13 protein-coding genes are annotated in these 17,419 nt (G+C 55.2%); 8 read left to right on the top strand and 5 right to left on the bottom strand.

What is annotated here, in order from left to right:
* Positions 1 to 11 precede the first annotated feature (11 nt).
* A complete protein-coding gene (locus tag AB6731_RS12050; RefSeq protein ID WP_014169423.1) occupies positions 12 to 1,919 on the bottom strand; it encodes an ABC transporter ATP-binding protein in 1,908 nt (635 codons plus the stop codon).
* A gap of 12 nt (positions 1,920 to 1,931) precedes the next feature.
* Positions 1,932 to 4,040 (bottom strand): bifunctional 23S rRNA (guanine(2069)-N(7))-methyltransferase RlmK/23S rRNA (guanine(2445)-N(2))-methyltransferase RlmL, encoded by a 2,109-nt coding sequence (gene rlmKL, locus AB6731_RS12045; RefSeq protein WP_032677814.1) that lies wholly within the window; start codon positions 4,038 to 4,040, stop codon positions 1,932 to 1,934.
* 98 nt (positions 4,041 to 4,138) lie between these two features.
* On the opposite strand from rlmKL, the gene AB6731_RS12040 reads away from it, so the two are divergent.
* Complete coding sequence (locus tag AB6731_RS12040) at positions 4,139 to 5,248, top strand: YcbX family protein (RefSeq protein WP_025204540.1); 1,110 nt, start codon at positions 4,139 to 4,141, stop codon at positions 5,246 to 5,248.
* Here the strand turns inward: AB6731_RS12040 and zapC are convergent.
* Complete coding sequence (gene zapC, locus AB6731_RS12035) at positions 5,245 to 5,787, bottom strand: cell division protein ZapC (RefSeq protein ID WP_014169420.1); 543 nt, start codon at positions 5,785 to 5,787, stop codon at positions 5,245 to 5,247. The genes AB6731_RS12040 and zapC overlap by 4 nt on opposite strands.
* Before the next feature lie 165 nt (positions 5,788 to 5,952).
* On the bottom strand, positions 5,953 to 6,963 hold the full coding sequence (gene pyrD / locus AB6731_RS12030; protein WP_020884800.1) for a quinone-dependent dihydroorotate dehydrogenase: 1,011 nt from the start codon (positions 6,961 to 6,963) through the stop codon (positions 5,953 to 5,955).
* Between the two features lie 249 nt (positions 6,964 to 7,212).
* On the opposite strand from pyrD, the gene ssuE reads away from it, so the two are divergent.
* From ssuE to ssuB, 5 genes are read left to right on the top strand one after another with little or no spacing between them, the layout of a single operon-like run.
* Positions 7,213 to 7,788: an NADPH-dependent FMN reductase gene (gene ssuE, locus AB6731_RS12025; protein ID WP_014169418.1), complete on the top strand. Its 576-nt coding sequence runs from the start codon at positions 7,213 to 7,215 to the stop codon at positions 7,786 to 7,788.
* The gene (locus AB6731_RS12020) at positions 7,781 to 8,743 is read left to right on the top strand and encodes a sulfonate ABC transporter substrate-binding protein (RefSeq protein ID WP_371006404.1); all 963 of its coding nucleotides are present in this window, start codon (positions 7,781 to 7,783) and stop codon (positions 8,741 to 8,743) included. The genes ssuE and AB6731_RS12020 overlap by 8 nt, the downstream gene beginning before the upstream one ends.
* A complete protein-coding gene (ssuD, locus tag AB6731_RS12015; protein ID WP_073395861.1) occupies positions 8,740 to 9,885 on the top strand; it encodes an FMNH2-dependent alkanesulfonate monooxygenase in 1,146 nt (381 codons plus the stop codon). The genes AB6731_RS12020 and ssuD overlap by 4 nt, the downstream gene beginning before the upstream one ends.
* A gap of 9 nt (positions 9,886 to 9,894) precedes the next feature.
* Complete coding sequence (ssuC, locus tag AB6731_RS12010; RefSeq protein ID WP_371006403.1) at positions 9,895 to 10,668, top strand: aliphatic sulfonate ABC transporter permease SsuC; 774 nt, start codon at positions 9,895 to 9,897, stop codon at positions 10,666 to 10,668.
* Positions 10,669 to 10,682: 14 nt separating this feature from the next.
* Positions 10,683 to 11,453: an aliphatic sulfonates ABC transporter ATP-binding protein gene (gene ssuB / locus AB6731_RS12005; RefSeq protein ID WP_032681326.1), complete on the top strand. Its 771-nt coding sequence runs from the start codon at positions 10,683 to 10,685 to the stop codon at positions 11,451 to 11,453.
* A gap of 43 nt (positions 11,454 to 11,496) precedes the next feature.
* Here ssuB and pepN read toward each other — a convergent pair whose 3' ends face one another.
* Positions 11,497 to 14,109, bottom strand: a complete 2,613-nt coding sequence (gene pepN / locus AB6731_RS12000; protein WP_014169413.1) for an aminopeptidase N — start codon at positions 14,107 to 14,109, stop codon at positions 11,497 to 11,499.
* Between the two features lie 255 nt (positions 14,110 to 14,364).
* Here pepN and pncB point away from each other — a divergent pair, with 255 nt between their 5' ends.
* Positions 14,365 to 15,567, top strand: coding sequence for a nicotinate phosphoribosyltransferase (pncB, locus tag AB6731_RS11995; protein WP_025204545.1), 1,203 nt, complete (start codon positions 14,365 to 14,367; stop codon positions 15,565 to 15,567).
* 169 nt (positions 15,568 to 15,736) lie between these two features.
* Positions 15,737 to 17,137 (top strand): asparagine--tRNA ligase, encoded by a 1,401-nt coding sequence (gene asnS, locus AB6731_RS11990; RefSeq protein ID WP_020884807.1) that lies wholly within the window; start codon positions 15,737 to 15,739, stop codon positions 17,135 to 17,137.
* Positions 17,138 to 17,419: the final 282 nt, after the last annotated feature.

The following is a 17,419-nucleotide window of genomic DNA, read 5'->3' as shown; positions in this document are numbered from 1 at the left end:
TGTATCCCTGTTTATGCGCCGTTCTTCAGAGACTCAAGGTACTCCCAGCGCTCAAATGCTTCTTCCAGGGCTTTTTCAGCCGCGGACAGTTCTGCCAGTACTTTTTGAGTATAGTCATGCGATTGGGTAAAGAATGACGCATCAGCGACCTGCGCCTGCAGATCTTCAAGTGCGGCTTCCAGCTCTTCAAGACGCTGAGGGAGTCCTTCCAGTTCGCGCTGCAGGTTATAGCTTAGTTTAACCGAGGTTTTCTTGACAGTTTCTGCTTTTGTTACAGCAGGTTCGGAACTGGTTCTGGATTTAGCCTGTTTTAGCGCCTGAGACTGCGACTGCTGTCCTTTCGCATCGTGATAGCCGCCCACATACTGTCCGATTCGCCCTTCACCTTCGAAGATCCAGCACTCGGTCACGGTGTTATCGACGAACTGACGGTCGTGGCTTACCAGCATCACGGTTCCCTGATAGCCGTCGATCAGCTCTTCCAGCAGTTCGAGCGTTTCCACGTCCAGGTCGTTTGTTGGTTCATCGAGGATCAGCAGGTTACTTGGCTTCAGGAACAGACGTGCCAGCAGCAGACGATTTCGCTCACCGCCTGACAACGCGCGTACCGGCGTCAGCGCGCGTTTCGGATGGAACAGGAAGTCCTGCAGGTAGCCCAGCACATGGCGCGGCTTACCGTTAACCATCACCTCTTGTTTACCTTCCGCCAGGTTATCCATCACCGTTCTGTCCGGATCCAGCTCCGCACGGTGCTGGTCGAAGTAAGCCACTTCGAGCTTAGTCCCGCAGTGAATGCGGCCGCTGTCAGGCTTCAGCTGATCCAGCATCAGCTTCAACAGCGTGGTTTTACCGCAGCCATTCGGCCCGATCAGCGCGATTTTATCCCCACGCTGAACCTGTGCGGAGAAGTCTTTCACCAGCACTTTGCCATCAACCTGATAGTTGACATTTTCCATTTCGAAGACAATTTTGCCGGAACGGGAGGCCTCTTCAACCTGCATTCTGGCGCTGCCCATCACTTCGCGGCGCTCGCTGCGTTCACGACGCATCGCTTTCAGCGCGCGAACGCGGCCTTCATTACGGGTACGACGAGCTTTGATGCCCTGACGGATCCAGACCTCTTCCTGCGCCAGCTTGCGGTCGAATTCAGCGTTCTGCAACTCTTCCACACGCAGGTTTTCTTCTTTCTCCAGCAGATAGGTATCGTAATCGCCAGGGTAGGTCACCAGCTTGCCGCGATCGAGATCGACAATACGCGTGGCCATATTGCGGATAAACGAACGGTCGTGGGAGATGAAGATAATGGTCCCGTTGAAGGTTTTGAGGAACCCTTCCAGCCAGTCTATCGCTTCGATATCCAGGTGGTTCGTCGGTTCATCCAGCAGCAGCACTTTCGGCCCGCTGACCAGCGCGCGGCCAAGCGCAGCCTTACGCAGCCAGCCGCCAGAAAGCGCCGACAGCTCCATGTCCGGTTCCAGTCCGAGCTGCGCCAGCACTTCATTGATGCGGTTTTCGAGCTGCCACAGGCCGTGGTGATCGAGCATCTCCTGCACTTTCGCCAGTTCGTTAAGATTCTTGTCGCTCGGGTCGGTCATCACCAGGTGAGAAATCTCGTGATAACGCTTCAGGTATTCGGCCTGCTCAGAGATACCTTCGGCAACAAAATCGTAAACGCTGCCGGTCACGTGACGCGGCGGATCCTGCTGCAGGCGAGAGACGATAAGATCCTGCTCGTAAACAATACGCCCGTCGTCCAGGCCCTGTTCGCGGTTGAGGATTTTCATCAGCGTGGATTTACCCGCGCCGTTACGGCCGACCAGACAGACGCGCTCGTTGTCCTCGATGTGCAGTTCTGCATTGTCGAGAAGCGGCGAGTCGCTGAAAGAGAGCCACGCGCCGTGCATACTAATTAAAGACATGTATTATTCCTTTCAGACCGCGGAGATCAACCAGCAGTTATGGATCTGACGATTACGGGCAAAGTCCTGGGACAGCGTTTTTTGGCTAATTTCTTGTGCTTTCAGTCCCAGAGCAGCCAGCCCCTCATGATCCATGCGGAAGCCGCGTTTGTTATTCGAGAACATAATGGTACCGCCCTTACGCAGCAGGCGTTTCAGGTCGGTCATCAGGCGCAGGTGATCGCGTTGAACGTCAAAGCTATCTTCCATACGCTTGGAGTTAGAGAACGTTGGGGGATCGATGAAGATCAGATCAAATTGTTCGTCCGTTTCGCGTAGCCAGCCCAGCACGTCAGCCTGCATCAGACGATGCTGACGCCCGGTGAGACCGTTCAGGCGCAGGTTACGTTCTGCCCATTCCAGGTAAGTACGGGACATATCCACCGTGGTGGTACTGCGCGCGCCGCCAAGGCCAGCATGCACGCTGGCGCTGCCGGTATAGGAGAACAGGTTCAGGAAGTCTTTACCCTTGCTCATCTGGCCCAGCATGCGGCGGGCGATACGGTGGTCAAGGAACAGACCGGTATCCAGATAATCGGTCAGGTTAACCCACAGGCGCGCGTTGTATTCGCCCACCTCGATAAAGTCACCCTTCTCACCCATTTTCTGATACTGATTTTTCCCTTTCTGACGCTCGCGGGTTTTCAGCACCAGTTTGTTAGGCGCAATGCCCAGCACCGAAATTGTTGCCGCAATCACGTCCAGCATACGCTGACGCGCTTTTTGTGCATCAATCGTTTTTGGCGGCGCATATTCCTGCACCACAACCCAGTCAGCGTAACGGTCAACCGCCACGTTGTACTCCGGCAGATCGGCATCATACAGGCGATAACATTCGATACCTTCCTGTTTCGCCCATTTTTCGAATTTCTTCAGATTCTTACGCAGGCGGTTAGCGTAATCTTCCGCCACACCCGATGGTTTACTGTCCGCCGCTTTCTCGGCCAGATGGTAGTTTTTCTGCACGCAGTCCAGCGGACCGTTTTTCGCCTTAAACTGGCGTTCGGCACGCAGTTGCAGACAGCTCAGCAGTTCTGGCGAGGCGCTAAACAGCGACAGGTTCCAGCCGCCAAAGTCATTTTTCATATTACGGCCCAGCAGGCTGTGCAGGGCAATCAGCGCCGGTTCGCTATCAAGACGCTCGCCGTAAGGCGGGTTGCTGATAACGGTACCGTATGGGCCTTTTGGCAGCGGATTGGTCAGGTTCGCCACGTCTTTCACTTCGAAGGTGACCAGCTCGCCGATACCGGCACGGCGGGCGTTGCTGCGCGCACGCTCAATGACGCGTGAGTCGCTGTCAGAGCCGTAGAAATGGGAGGTGTACTCCGCCAGACCTTTACGTGCACGGGTCTGCGCTTCGTCTTTGACCTCTTTCCACAGCGCCTCATCGTGCTGCGCCCAGCCGCCGAAGCCCCAATGGCCGCGGTGCAGGCCCGGTGCGCGGTCGGTGGCCAGCATAGCGGCCTCAATCAGCAGCGTACCGGAGCCACACATCGGGTCGAGCAGCGGTGTGCCTGGCTGCCAGCCGGAACGCATCACGATGGCGGCGGCGAGAGTCTCTTTGATGGGCGCCATACCGGTACGATCGCGATAACCACGCAGGTGCAGACCCGCGCCGCTCAGATCCAGAGAGATACTGGCGGTGTCGCCGTTGAGCCAGACGTTGATCCGCAGATCGGGATTTTCACGATCGACGTTTGGGCGTTCCTTATTTTTACGCGTGAAGCAGTCCACAATGGCGTCTTTAACGCGCAGGGCACCGTACTGGCTGTTGCGGATCTCATCGTTCACGCCATTAAAGTGCACGGCAAAGGTGGCATTCGGGGAGAAGATCTCTGTCCAGTCGATCATCTGTACGCCGGTATAGAGGTCAAGGTCGCTGTAAACCTTGCACTCTTTCATCGGCAGCATGATGCGTGATGCCAGACGGCTCCACATCAGGCTCTGGTAAATAAGCCGTGTGTCGCCCTCAAAATGGACACCACCCTGAACCACCTGGCACTCTTGCGCACCCAGGGTTTCCAGTTCAGTTTTTAACAGCTCTTCCAGCCCACGGGCCGTACTGGCAAACAGAGAATTCATATCGTCACTTTTACTCTTAGAAAATTGTCGCGCATTATAGCTAATATGGCGTGTATGTCATAAAGTTGAAGGCTTATTTTCATTCGAGGGGCTGTGCAGTGGCGACGTTATCCAGGCTTTTTATTCATCCGGTGAAATCCATGCGCGGGATCGGCGTTTCACACGCGCTGGCCGACATGAGCGGATTTGCCTTCGATCGTATCTTTATGGTCACCGAACCTGACGGTACGTTCATTACCGCACGCCAGTTCCCACAAATGGTTCGCTTTACCCCTTCCCCGCTTTATGACGGTTTGCATCTCACCGCGCCGGATGGCTCCAGCGTGGTGATCCGCTTTGCTGATTTTGCGCCTGTCGAAGCGCCAACGGAAGTGTGGGGCAATCATTTTACCGCGCGCATCGCCCCGGATGACATTAACCGCTGGCTGAGCGGCTTCTTCTCCCGGGATGTGCAGCTGCGCTGGGTCGGCCCGGCGCTGACGCGGCGCGTTAAGCGCCACGAGGCGGTCCCGCTCTCATTCGCGGACGGCTTCCCCTTCCTGTTGACTAACGACGCCTCCCTGCGCGACCTGCAGCGTCGCTGTAAAGCCAGCGTTCAGATGGAGCAGTTTCGTCCCAACCTGGTTGTTACAGGCGCTGACGCCTGGGAAGAGGATACCTGGAAAGTGATCCGTATCGGCAGCGTGGTATTTGATGTCGTGAAGCCCTGCAGCCGCTGTATCTTTACCACCGTCAGTCCCGAAAAAGGCCAGAAACACCCTTCCGGCGAGCCGTTAAAAACGCTGCAGTCATTCCGCACAGCGCAGGACAATGGCGATGTGGATTTCGGCCAGAACCTCATTCCGCGCTCAAGCGGCGTCATCCGCGTGGGCGACGAAGTCGAAATTCTCGCCCGTGGACCCGCAAGAGTGTATGGCGCAGGTCAGGAAGAAGAGTTCGTCGACGTTGAGACGCCGGCCAGCTCGCCCGTAGACATTCACTGGCAGGGCACCGTTATCCGCGGCAACAATCAGCAGGTTTTACTTGAACAGCTGGAACAAGCGGGGATCCGCGTACCTTACTCCTGCCGGGCAGGCATCTGTGGGTGCTGTCGAATCAAGCTGGTCGAAGGGGAAGTCAGCGCGCTGAAAAAATCCGCGATTGGCGATGATGGTACAATTCTGTGCTGCAGCTGTATTCCGAAAACGTCGGTACAGCTGGAAGCTTAAACGGCCTGCTCGAGGCTGAAAGCGTCTACGCGTTGCTGCGGTTTCAGCCTGTCATTCATTACCTTAATGGCATCCCCCAGTTGCATCGTCCGCCCGGCAATGGTCACACCGGGCTGGGCCAGCAGACAGAGCGCGGCATTTTCGCCAGGCTCAACCACCAGCAGGCTCACCTCTTCAGCGGTATCGCTCAGGTTTACGCTCGCCGCATCGCCGGTGGCGGGGGACCAGTTCATGCTGTGCGGTAAAAAATGCCAGCTTTTCGGCATTTGCGGTTTCAGGAATCGAATGGCCACTAACGCGTTTAATACCAGTTCGGCGCGCTGCTCTTTAGAAAGCACCAGGTCGCGGCATTTTTCTTCAAAGGAGAAATAAAGCGCAGCGTCGTCAACACAAAAGCCTGACGGGGAGAAGGCGTCCGGGGTTAACATTCGGCGAGCAAAACGGGAACGAAACAACATACCATTGGCTAAATCGAGCATCATGCGGTCATGCTCGTCACAAAAATACCAGCGCCAGTTATCGTCAGGTTTAATTCGCATGTTTCTCTCCCGTCCCCAAACTTCCTGTACTAAAAATGTCCTGTTCGCCGCTTCGTTTATAACACCATTAATAAAAGACTATAATGACTAAATAAGCAACAATGACGGAATATAAAACAACCAGGGCTGGAAATAAAGCCCTGGTTGTCTGATAAAGAGAAAAGATTAGATATGAGTAACGATTTCTTTAATCAGCTGCGGTCCTTTAAAAATAAAACCGGAATAGATTTGCACCAGTGAGGCACCCGCCGCCATCTTCTCGCGAGCCGCAATCACGGAGTCGATACCACCGACGCCAATAATCGGCAGTCGTCCTTTTAATTCTGCTGACAGGGCACGAATAATTTCTGTGCTTTTTAATTGTACCGGACGTCCACTTAACCCACCCGCTTCGTCACAGTTTTTCATTCCCTGAACGAGCGAGCGATCGAGTGTGGTATTGGTCGCAATCACCCCGTCAATATTATGGCGAACTAAACTGTCGGCAACCTGGATCAATTCTTCAGCAGAAAGATCCGGTGCGATCTTAACCGCGACCGGAACATATTTATGGTGGATCGCCTGGAGCTCATTTTGTTTATTTTTAATGGCACTCAGAAGATCGTCCAGTGCTTCGCCATATTGTAAAGAGCGCAGACCTGGGGTATTTGGTGAGGAAATATTCACCGCAATATACCCCGCGTAGGCATAGACTTTTTCCATACAAATCAGATAGTCATCTTTACCCTGCTCTACCGGCGTGTCTTTATTTTTGCCAATATTGATGCCCAATACACCATCAAAATGGGCTTTTTTTACGTTCTCAACAAGGTGATCAACGCCGAGGTTATTAAAGCCCATGCGGTTGATCAGCCCTTCGGCTTCGACCAGGCGGAACAGACGCGGCTTATCATTACCTGGCTGCGGACGCGGCGTGACGGTACCGATTTCGATGGAGCCAAAGCCCATCGCGCCCAGGGCATCAATGCACTCACCATTTTTATCCAGACCCGCCGCGAGACCCAGCGGATTTTTAAAGGTCAGGCCCATGCATTGCACAGGTTTTTCCGGCACGTTTTGACGCACCAGTGCGGCCAGCGGCGTTCCGGTAATACGACGTAACTGCTGGAATGTAAATTCATGAGCGCGCTCAGGATCGAGCTGGAAAAGGGCTTTACGAACGAAGGGGTAGTACATGAACTCTCCTGGATTCCCGGTGTGCAAACCGGGAGGGGATTATGTGCGATCCGGCCCGGAAAGGGAATTGACCTGTGGCAAAAAAAACACCGTTAGACGCAATCGTTTACCTCGCAGCCCCGTTCTTATGCGCTTTTTCGCATTTAAATTGCAGATAAATCATTTAGTGGAATAACCGGGCAGTGTCACACTCCTGAAAATTGTTATGAATGTTAGATAAAAGCAAACAATTAGTTATAAGGAGCATGCATGCGCGTCATAACCCTGGCCGGAAGTCCACGATTCCCCTCTCGCTCCAGCGCACTGCTGGAATATGCCCGTGAAAAGCTCAATGCTCTGGATGTGGAAGTATGCCACTGGAATCTGCATAACTTCGACCCCGAGGATCTGCTCTACGCCCGTTTTGACAGTCCGGCGCTGCAAACGCTGACTGAACAGCTTAAAGGGGCTGATGGCTTAATCGTGGCGACGCCTATCTATAAAGCTTCGTTTTCCGGGGCCCTGAAAACCCTGCTCGATCTGCTGCCTGAACGTGCGCTGGACGGCAAAGTAGTCCTGCCACTGGCAACGGGCGGCACGGTGGCCCATTTACTGGCGGTGGATTATGCCCTCAAGCCGGTACTCAATGCGCTAAAAGCGCAGGAGATCCTCCACGGCGTCTTTGCCGACGACTCGCAGGTTATCGATTATCAACACAAACCTCACTTCACGCCGAATCTGCAAACCCGTCTCGACAGCGCCCTTGAAACCTTCTGGCATGCCCTGCACCGCAGAGATATCCACGCCCCGGCGTTTAACCATTCACAGGGAGTCGCCCATGTTTAAAAGATTAACCCGTCTCGGACTGGCCGGGCTGTTAGCGCTCACCTCGCTGGCCCACGCGGCAGAGACGGCGCCTGAACATTTACGCATCGGCTATCAGAAAGGCAGCGTCAGTATGGTGCTGGCTAAAAGCCATCAGCTTCTGGAAAAACGCTTCCCGAAGACCACATTCTCCTGGATTGAGTTCCCTGCTGGCCCGCAAATGCTGGAAGCCCTGAATGTCGGAAGCATCGACCTCGGCAGCACCGGGGATATTCCGCCAATATTCGCGCAGGCGGTGGGGGCCGACCTGGTTTATGTCGGCGTTGAGCCGGCCAAGCCGAAGGCTGAGGTCATTCTGGTCCCTGAAAATAGCACCATTAAGACGGTCGCCGATCTCAAAGGCCACAAGGTTGCATTCCAGAAAGGCTCAAGCTCACATAACCTGCTGCTGCGGGCCCTGCAGGAGGTCGGGCTTAAATTCACCGACATTCAACCCGTTTATTTGACGCCGGCTGATGCTCGAGCCGCTTTCCAGCAGGGCAATGTCGACGCATGGGCTATCTGGGATCCCTACTACTCCGCAGCTTTACTGCAGGGTGGCGTGCGGGTATTAAAAGATGGCACCACGCTGAAACAAACCGGCTCGTTCTACCTCGCCGCGCGCCCGTATGCGGAAAAGAATGGCGCTTTTATTCAGGATGTCCTCAACACCTTTACTCAGGCGGATGCGCTAACGCAAAGCCAACGTCAGGAAAGCATTACCCTGCTGGCGAAAACCATGGGCTTACCTGAGCCGGTGATCGCGAGCTATCTCGATCACCGTCCACAGACCACCATTACCCCGGTGGACGCACACGTCGCTGCGCTGCAGCAGCAAACCGCAGATCTCTTCTATCAAAATCGCCTTGTTCCAAAACAGGTGAATATTCGCGAACGCATCTGGCAACCCGCAGGCAAAGAAGGAACCAAATCATGAGTCTGAATCTTTTCTGGTTTTTACCCACCCACGGTGATGGACACTATCTTGGCACAGAAGAGGGTTCACGCCCGGTTGACCACGGCTATCTGCAGCAGATTGCGCAGGCAGCCGACCGAATCGGTTTTACCGGCGTACTGATCCCCACAGGACGCTCGTGCGAGGATGCGTGGCTGGTAGCCGCATCGATGATCCCCGTGACCCAACGCCTGAAGTTCCTCGTGGCACTGCGTCCGAGCGTGGTCTCCCCGACCGTCGCGGCGCGCCAGGCGGCAACGCTCGACAGGCTCTCTAACGGCCGGGCCCTGTTTAACCTGGTCACCGGAAGCGATCCGCAGGAGCTGGCGGGTGACGGCGTGTTCCTCGATCACACCGAACGCTATGAAGCGTCCGCCGAGTTCACCCGCGTCTGGCGACGTCTGCTGGAGGGGGAAACCGTCACCTTCGAAGGTAAACATATTCACGTTCGCGACGCCAGGCTCTACTTCCCGCCGGTGCAGCAGCCGCGCCCTCCTCTTTACTTCGGCGGCTCATCAGATGTGGCGCAGGATCTGGCGGCAGAACAGGTTGATCTCTACCTCACCTGGGGTGAGCCGCCCGAGCTGGTCAAAGAGAAAATTGCCCAGGTGCGCGCTAAAGCGGCAGCGCATGGTCGCAAGGTGCGCTTTGGTATTCGCCTGCATGTGATTGTGCGTGAAACCAATGAAGAAGCCTGGCAGGCGGCCGACCGGCTGATCGCGCATCTGGATGATGAGACTATCGCTAAAGCTCAGGCGGCGTTTGCGAAAACCGACTCCGTCGGCCAGCACAGAATGGCGTCATTGCACAACGGTAAGCGCGAGAATCTGGAGATCAGCCCGAACCTGTGGGCGGGCGTCGGCCTGGTGCGCGGCGGTGCGGGTACCGCGCTGGTCGGCGACGGTCCAACGGTGGCTGCGCGGATCAATGAATACGCGGACCTGGGTATCGACAGTTTTATCCTCTCCGGTTATCCGCACCTGGAAGAGGCCTACAAAGTGGGCGAGCTGTTATTCCCGCATCTTGATGTCACCATCCCGGACGTACCGCAGCCCCGCCAGCTCCAGCTTCAGGGCGAAGCCGTGGCTAACGAGTTTATCCCGCGAAGAGCCGCACAAAGTTAAGGAGTTGCCATGACTGCCCCCTCACAAAAATGGTTGCTACGTGCCGCCCCATGGTTTTTACCCGTTGGCATTGTGCTTGTCTGGCAACTCGCGTCCTCTGCCGGCTGGCTGTCGAGCCGTATCCTGCCCTCTCCGGAGGGCGTAATAGAGGCATTCTGGTCGCTGAGCGTCAGCGGCGAACTCTGGCAGCATTTGGCCATCAGCTCATGGCGTGCGGTAATTGGTTTTTCGATTGGCGGAAGCATCGGCCTGGTACTGGGTCTGATCAGCGGGCTTTCTCGCTGGGGCGAGCGGCTGCTCGATACCTCCATTCAGATGCTGCGTAACGTGCCGCATCTGGCGCTGATTCCGCTGGTCATTTTATGGTTTGGTATTGATGAGAGCGCCAAAATTTTTCTCGTCGCGCTGGGTACGCTGTTCCCGATTTACATTAATACCTGGCATGGGATCCGCAACATCGATCGCGGACTGGTCGAAATGGCACGCAGTTACGGCCTGTCCGGTTTTGCCCTCTTTATGCATGTGATCCTGCCGGGCGCCCTGCCCTCCATAATGGTCGGCGTGCGCTTTGCGCTCGGCCTGATGTGGCTGACGCTGATTGTGGCAGAGACCATCTCTGCAAACTCAGGGATTGGCTATCTGGCGATGAACGCCCGCGAATTCCTGCAAACGGACGTGGTGGTGGTGGCCATTATCCTCTATGCCCTGCTCGGCAAACTTGCCGACGTCAGCGCCCAGTGGCTGGAACGCAGCTGGCTGCGCTGGAATCCAGCCTATATTTGACAGGAGGCTAAAGCATGAATACTGCCCGACTGACTCAGGGTACACCGCTGCTCCTTAACGGTGTCACGAAGCGCTATGGCGAAAACACGATTCTCAACGCGCTGGATCTGCATATTCCTGCCGGACAATTTGTCGCCATTGTGGGCCGCAGTGGCGGCGGCAAGAGTACGCTGTTACGCCTTTTAGCCGGGCTAGAATCCCCCAACGGCGGCGAAATTCTGGCAGGCGCGACACCGCTGGCCACTATTCAGGATGATACCCGCATGATGTTTCAGGACGCGCGCCTGCTGCCCTGGAAAACGGTGATTGATAATGTCGGACTGGGCCTCAACGGCAACTGGCGGGATGAAGCCCGCCAGGCGTTGGCCGCCGTAGGGCTGGAAAACCGTGCGGATGAATGGCCTGCTGCGCTCTCCGGCGGGCAGAAGCAACGCGTGGCGCTGGCGCGAGCGCTGATACATCGTCCGGGCTTGCTGCTGTTGGATGAGCCACTCGGCGCGCTCGACGCCCTGACGCGAATCGAAATGCAGGACCTGATTGCCGCGCTCTGGCAAAAGCATGGCTTTACGGTACTTCTGGTGACGCACGACGTGAGCGAAGCCGTCGCGATGGCAGACCGCGTGCTGCTAATAGAAGAAGGGAAAATCGGTCTTGATGTCACGGTCGATATTGCGCGTCCGCGCCGCGTAGGGTCGGCAAGACTGGCAGAGCTGGAGGCGGAAGTGCTGAATCGGGTGATGAAGCGCGGGGTCAGCGAGCGAGCGTTAATGACGGCTCACGGCTGACATCCTCCCTCTCCCACCGGGAGAGGGAGGATGGGTCTTTCGATCAGGCCAGTGCCTTAGCGATCTTCTCGTACAGATCGCCAGACAGGTTTTCCAGCCCTTTCAGCTGCTCAAGCGCAGCACGCATTTTCGCCTGGCGCTGTGCATCATAGCGTTTCAGACGGATCAGCGGCTCAATCAGGCGTGACGCCACCTGTGGGTTACGGCTGTTCAGCTCGGTCAACATTTCCACCATAAACTGATAACCGCTGCCATCTTCCGCATGGAACGCCGCCGGGTTGCTGCTGGCAAACGCGCCAATCAGGGAACGCACGCGGTTTGGGTTGCTCATGGTGAAGGAGCGATGCTTCAGCAGACTGCGTACATTGCTGAGGGCATCGGCCGCCGGGCTGGTGGCCTGCAGGATGAACCACTTGTCCATGACCAGACCATCCTGATGCCACTTGTCATCGTACTCCTGCATCAGCGCATCACGGCATGGCAGTTCGGCGGCAACACTTGCAGCCAGGGCTGCCAGCGCGTCGGTCATGTTGTCTGCTTCGTGATACTGCTTGCTCACCAGCGTGTTTGCCAGCTCGCGCTCACCGAAGGCCAGATAACGCAGGCAGGTGTTACGCAGGGAACGTTTACCGATGTCAGCATGTTCCACACGATAAGCGTCAAGCTTATTAGCGTTGTAGATTGCGAGGAATTCGTCTGCAAGCTCGTTCGCCAGCGTACGGGTCAGCGCTTCACGCACCGCCACAATGGCAATCGGATCGATGATGTCGAACAGTTCGGCGATTTCGCCTGCGGATGGCAACGTCAGAATTTCAGCCGCCAACGCCGGGTCAATCTTCTCATCCAGCAGGACTGCGCGGAATGCATCCGCAACGTGAACCGGCAGCGACAGCGGCTGGCCCTGCTGATGACGATTAACGTTCAGCTTGATGTAGGTCGCCAGCAGGCTTTGCGCCGCATCCCAGCGTGAGAAGTCATTGCGCGCATGGCGCATCAGGAACGTCAGTTGCTGGTCGCTCCACTTATATTCCAGTTTCACGGGCGCAGAGAATTCACACAGCAGCGCGGGAACCGGCTGGAAATAGACGTTATCAAAGATAAAGGTCTGTTCCGCCTGGGTCACGTTCAGAACGTGGTGGACCGGATGGCCGCCCTTCTGCAGCGGGATCACGTTACCCTCGTTGTCATACAGTTCAATACTGAACGGAATGTGCAGCGGGTGTTTTTCTTCCTGCTCTGCTGTTGGCGGCGTGCGCTGGCTGATGGTCAGGGTGTACTGCTCGGTTTCCGGATTGTAGTCGTCTTTGACGGTGACAATCGGCGTCCCGGCCTGGCTGTACCAGCGGCGGAAATGGGAAAGATCGACATTAGACGCATCCTCCATCGCCTGCACAAAATCGTCGCAGGTGGCTGCGCTGCCGTCATGACGCTCGAAGTAGAGCTGCATCCCTTTCTGGAAGTTCTCTTCACCCAGCAGGGTATGGATCATGCGGATAATTTCCGCCCCTTTTTCGTACACCGTCAGGGTGTAGAAGTTATTCATCTCAATGACTTTATCGGGACGGATAGGGTGTGCCATTGGGCTGGCATCTTCCGCAAACTGCAGGCCACGCATGGTGCGCACGTTGTTAATGCGGTTCACCGCACGGGAACCCAGATCGGAACTGAACTCTTGGTCACGGAAGACGGTCAGGCCCTCTTTCAGGCTCAGCTGGAACCAGTCACGGCAGGTGACGCGGTTTCCGGTCCAGTTATGGAAATACTCGTGTCCGATGACGCGTTCAATATCCAGGTAATCTTTATCGGTCGCGGTATCGGTACGTGCCAGCACGTATTTGGAGTTAAAGACGTTAAGACCTTTATTCTCCATCGCGCCCATGTTGAAGAAGTCGACAGCAACGATCATATAGATGTCGAGGTCATACTCGAGGCCAAAGCGCTCTTCATCCCACTTCATGGAGTTGATAAGCGAGGTCATCGCCCATGGCGCGCGGTCCAGGTTGCCGCGGTCGACGAACAACTCCAGCGCGACGTCGCGGCCTGAACGGGTTTTGAACGTATCACGCAGCACGTCGAAATCACCCGCCACCAGCGCAAACAGGTAGCACGGTTTCGGGAACGGATCCTGCCACTGTACCCAGTGGCGACCGTTTTCCAGCTCGCCTTCACCTACGCGGTTGCCGTTGGAAAGCAGGAACGGATAGAGGGTTTTATCGGCGATGATTTTCGTTGTAAATCGTGCCAGCACGTCCGGGCGGTCAAGATACCAGGTAATGTGGCGGAAACCTTCGGCCTCACACTGGGTGCACAGGGCCACGCCAGACTGGTAAAGCCCTTCCAGCGCCGTGTTGGCAGCCGGGCTGATTTCATTCACGATGCGCAGCGTAAAGCGTTCCGGCAGGTTGTCGATAACCAGCTGGTTGCCTTCTATTTTATAGTCAGACCATGCTTGATCATTGATCTGCACGGAGACCAGCGTCAGGTCTTCACCATCCAGACGCAGCGGCACAGCCGTCGCGCTCTGGCGCGTGAGCTGGCTTACCGCCGTGACAACGGTTTTAGTGGCATCCAGGTCAAAAGTCAGATCGATATCGCTAATCAGGTAATCCGGCGCACGGTAGTCGTGGCGGTATTTGGCTTGTGGCTGTTGTGTCATAGAAAACCTTATGCATCGTTTGTCGAATAACGAATCCAGTCTATTCCTGTTGTGTAAAACGCGCTATGCAGAATGTTCATCTTTTCAGGTACAAACACCTTTTTCGCTACATTTGTATAACACGGGGCACAAAATGCCCTCGACCATAAAGAGCGCTTATGTTGTGATCGGGGTTCAATAAATCACTAAACAAGGTATACTCCGGAGTTGTTTATTGTACTAAACGCTCCTGTGAGAGGATGCTACTGCGCACCTATGACTCAATTCGCTTCTCCTGTTCTGCATACATTGCTGGATACCGACGCGTATAAACTGCATATGCAGCAAGCCGTTTTCCACCATTACTATGACGTCCATGTCGCGGCGGAATTCCGCTGCCGTGGTGACGACTTGCTCGGTATCTACGCAGACTCCATTCGTGAACAGGTCGATGCTATGCAGCATCTGACGCTGCAGGACGACGAATATCAGTGGCTCTCTGGCCTGCCCTTCTTTAAAGCTGACTACCTGAACTGGCTGCGCGACTTCCGCTATAAGCCGGAGCAGGTGACCGTGGTCAATGATAACGGCAAGCTGGATATTCGTCTTGAAGGACCGTGGCGTGAAGTGATCATGTGGGAAGTTCCGCTTCTCGCGGTGATCAGTGAACTGGCCCACCGCTACCGTTCGCCGGAAACCGGCGTTGAGCAGGCGGTCGCGTCGCTGGAAAATAAACTGGCCGCATTCTCAACGCTGACCGAAGGGCTCGATATGTCCCGCTTCCGCCTGATGGATTTTGGCACGCGTCGCCGTTTCTCTCGCGAAGTGCAGCAGGCTATTGTGAAGCGTCTGCAGCAGGAGCCGTGGTTCGTGGGCACCAGCAACTACGATCTGGCACGTCGTCTGGATCTGACCCCGATGGGCACCCAGGCGCATGAGTGGTTCCAGGCGCATCAGCAGATAAGCCCGGACCTGGCAAACAGCCAGCGTGCCGCACTGGCCGCGTGGCTGGAAGAGTATCCCAATCAACTGGGCATCGCGCTTACCGACTGTATTACGATGGACGCGTTCCTGCGTGATTTTGGCCCTGAATTTGCCGAACGGTATCAGGGATTACGCCATGATTCCGGGGATCCGGTTGAATGGGGTGAAAAGGCCATTGCCCATTACGAAAAACTGGGCATTGACCCGATGAGCAAGGTGCTGGTCTTCTCTGATAACCTCGATCTGGCGAAAGCGGTCGATCTCTATCGTCATTTCACCTCCAGAATTAACCTGAGCTTTGGGATTGGCACCCGCCTGACCTGCGACATCCCTCAGGTAAAACCTCTGAACATCGTGATAAAACTGGTGGAATGTAACGGTAAGCCGGTAGCGAAGCTCTCCGATAGCCCCGGTAAAACCATCTGCCATGACAAAGCCTTTGTGCGCGCATTACGCAAAGCATTCGATCTGCCGCAGATCAAAAAAGCCAGTTAACTGCTTTCGGGAGCCTTTCAGGCTCCCCTCTCCTCAATTTATTTCTTAATTCTTCTCTTTTGACTGCGAAATCTGCTTGTCTGATGGCGGATGCCAGGTAACATAGATATCCCCCCCAGTAAGGGTGGACAAGTGTTTATTTTTTCCGACTATTAACAGAGAGAATATTATGAGCGTTGTGCCTGTAGCCGACGTACTCCAGGGCCGTGTCGCCGTTGACCAAGAAGTCACCGTGCGCGGATGGGTGCGTACTCGCCGAGATTCTAAAGCTGGCATCTCCTTCCTTGCCGTCTATGACGGTTCCTGCTTTGATCCTGTACAGGCCGTCATTAATAATTCTCTGCCCAATTACAATGATGACGTTCTGCGCCTGACAACGGGTTGTTCCGTTATCGTAACCGGTGTTGTTGTGGCATCACCTGGTCAGGGTCAGAGTTTCGAAATTCAGGCCTCAGCCATTGAAGTCACTGGCTGGGTTGAAGATCCCGACACCTACCCAATGGCGGCAAAACGTCACAGCATCGAATACCTGCGTGAAGTGGCGCACCTGCGTCCACGCACCAACCTGATTGGTGCGGTTGCCCGCGTGCGTCATACGCTGGCGCAGGCGCTGCATCGTTTCTTCGACGAGCAGGGTTATTTCTGGGTGTCTACCCCACTGATCACCGCGTCCGATACGGAAGGCGCGGGTGAAATGTTCCGCGTCTCTACGCTGGACATGGAAAACCTGCCGCGTACGTCAGAAGGTAAAGTGGACTATGACAAAGACTTCTTCGGTAAAGAGGCCTTCCTGACGGTTTCTGGTCAGCTCAACGGTGAAACTTACGCCTGCGCGCTGTCCAAAATCTACACCTTTGGTCCTACCTTCCGTGCAGAAAACTCCAACACCAGCCGTCACCTGGCGGAATTCTGGATGCTGGAGCCTGAAGTGGCGTTCGCAGATCTGGATGATGTCGCGGGTCTGGCAGAAGCGATGCTGAAATATGTCTTCAAAGCGGTGCTGGAAGAGCGTCCTGACGACATGAAATTCTTCGCAGAGCGTGTCGACAGCGATGCAGTCGCACGTCTGGAGCGTTTCGTCTCAGCAGATTTCGCGCAGGTGGACTACACCGACGCGGTGGCCATCCTCGAGAAATGCGGTGAGAAGTTTGAGAACCCGGTTTACTGGGGCGTTGACCTGGCGTCTGAGCACGAGCGTTACCTGGCCGAGAAGCACTTCAAAGCACCGGTTGTGGTGAAAAACTACCCGAAAGACATTAAGGCCTTCTATATGCGCCTTAACGAAGACGGTAAAACCGTTGCGGCGATGGACGTCCTGGCACCGGGCATTGGTGAAATCATCGGTGGTTCTCAGCGTGAAGAGCGTCTTGACGTACTGGACGCACGCATGGAAGAGATGGGCCTTAATCCTGCGGATTACAGCTGGTATCGCGATTTACGCCGTTACGGTACCGTCCCGCATGCCGGTTTTGGTCTGGGCTTTGAGCGTCTGATCGCCTATGTCACCGGTGTTCAGAACGTCCGTGACGTTATTCCATTCCCACGCACACCGCGTAACGCCAGTTTCTAATCGACTGAATAACAAATGGCCAGCAATTGCTGGCCATTATTTTATTCTGCATTGTCAGTTTTCGTCAGCGCAAAGTCAGCATTTTTAAACCACAACCCCGTTACAACCACTACCTGTTACGTTTTGTTTCCACGAAACATCTACGCACAAAAAATAAACCCTATTCTTATTGCGCTTATTGCAATCTGAAGCAATAGCACAAAATTCAACCAGTTTTACAGCCATCCAGAAGTCTTTTTCGGGTCATAAGAAAAAATGAGCCGTTTGGCTTCTGTTTATAGG

Origin of the sequence: Enterobacter sp. RCC_40, from assembly GCF_041360735.1 — a bacterium.
GTDB lineage: Bacteria > Pseudomonadota > Gammaproteobacteria > Enterobacterales > Enterobacteriaceae > Enterobacter > Enterobacter ludwigii.
Note: the sequence above shows the minus strand (reverse complement) of the source record. Positions and strands in the feature narration are given on the sequence as shown.